An 862-nucleotide genomic window follows, 5' to 3' on the forward strand; every position below is an offset into this window, starting at 1 on the left:
GAGGCCATGGATGCCTCGACGTTGGTCACCTGGTAGCCGTAGACCGGGTCCATGATCGTGGGCAGGAACAGGCGTCCGGGGTCGGACGACGAGAAGCCGGCGTTGCGGTCCGGGGTCCACTGCATCGGTGTGCGTACCGCGTCGCGGTCGCCGAGCCAGATGTTGTCGCCCATGCCGATCTCGTCGCCGTAGTAGAGGATCGGTGAGCCGGGCAGGGAGAGCAGGAGGGCGGTGAACAGTTCGATCTGGTTGCGGTCGTTGTCGAGGAGTGGGGCGAGGCGGCGGCGGATGCCGATGTTGGCGCGCATGCGGGGGTCCTTGGCGTACTCGGCCCACATGTAGTCGCGTTCCTCGTCGGTGACCATTTCCAGGGTGAGTTCGTCGTGGTTGCGCAGGAAGATGCCCCACTGGCAGCCGGAGGGGATGGCGGGGGTCTTGGCGAGGATTTCGGAGACGGGGTAGCGGGACTCGCGGCGTACCGCCATGAAGATGCGGGGCATGACGGGGAAGTGGAAGGCCATGTGGCATTCGTCGCCGCCGGAGGTGTAGTCGCCGAAGTAGTCGACGACGTCTTCGGGCCACTGGTTGGCCTCGGCCAGCAGGACGGTGTCGGGGTACTGGGCGTCGATCTCCTTGCGGACCCGTTTGAGGAAGGCGTGGGTGGCGGGGAGGTTTTCGCAGTTGGTGCCTTCCTCTTGGTAGAGGTAGGGGACGGCGTCCAGTCTGAAGCCGTCGATGCCGAGGTCGAGCCAGAATTTGAGGGCGGCGAGCATTTCCTCCTGGACGGCGGGGTTCTCGTAGTTGAGGTCGGGCTGGTGGGAGAAGAAGCGGTGCCAGTAGTACTGGCCGCGGACGGCGTCGT

The 862-nt window shown here is 65.5% G+C and carries 1 protein-coding gene; it reads right to left on the reverse strand.

Annotated features, from left to right (window positions below; translation table 11 throughout):
- Positions 1-862 (reverse strand): alpha-amylase family glycosyl hydrolase (locus tag KUM32_RS33160; protein WP_254406486.1); only part of this gene is annotated, 862 nt, incomplete at both ends.

The organism is Streptomyces sp. AC627_RSS907, assembly GCF_019049165.1.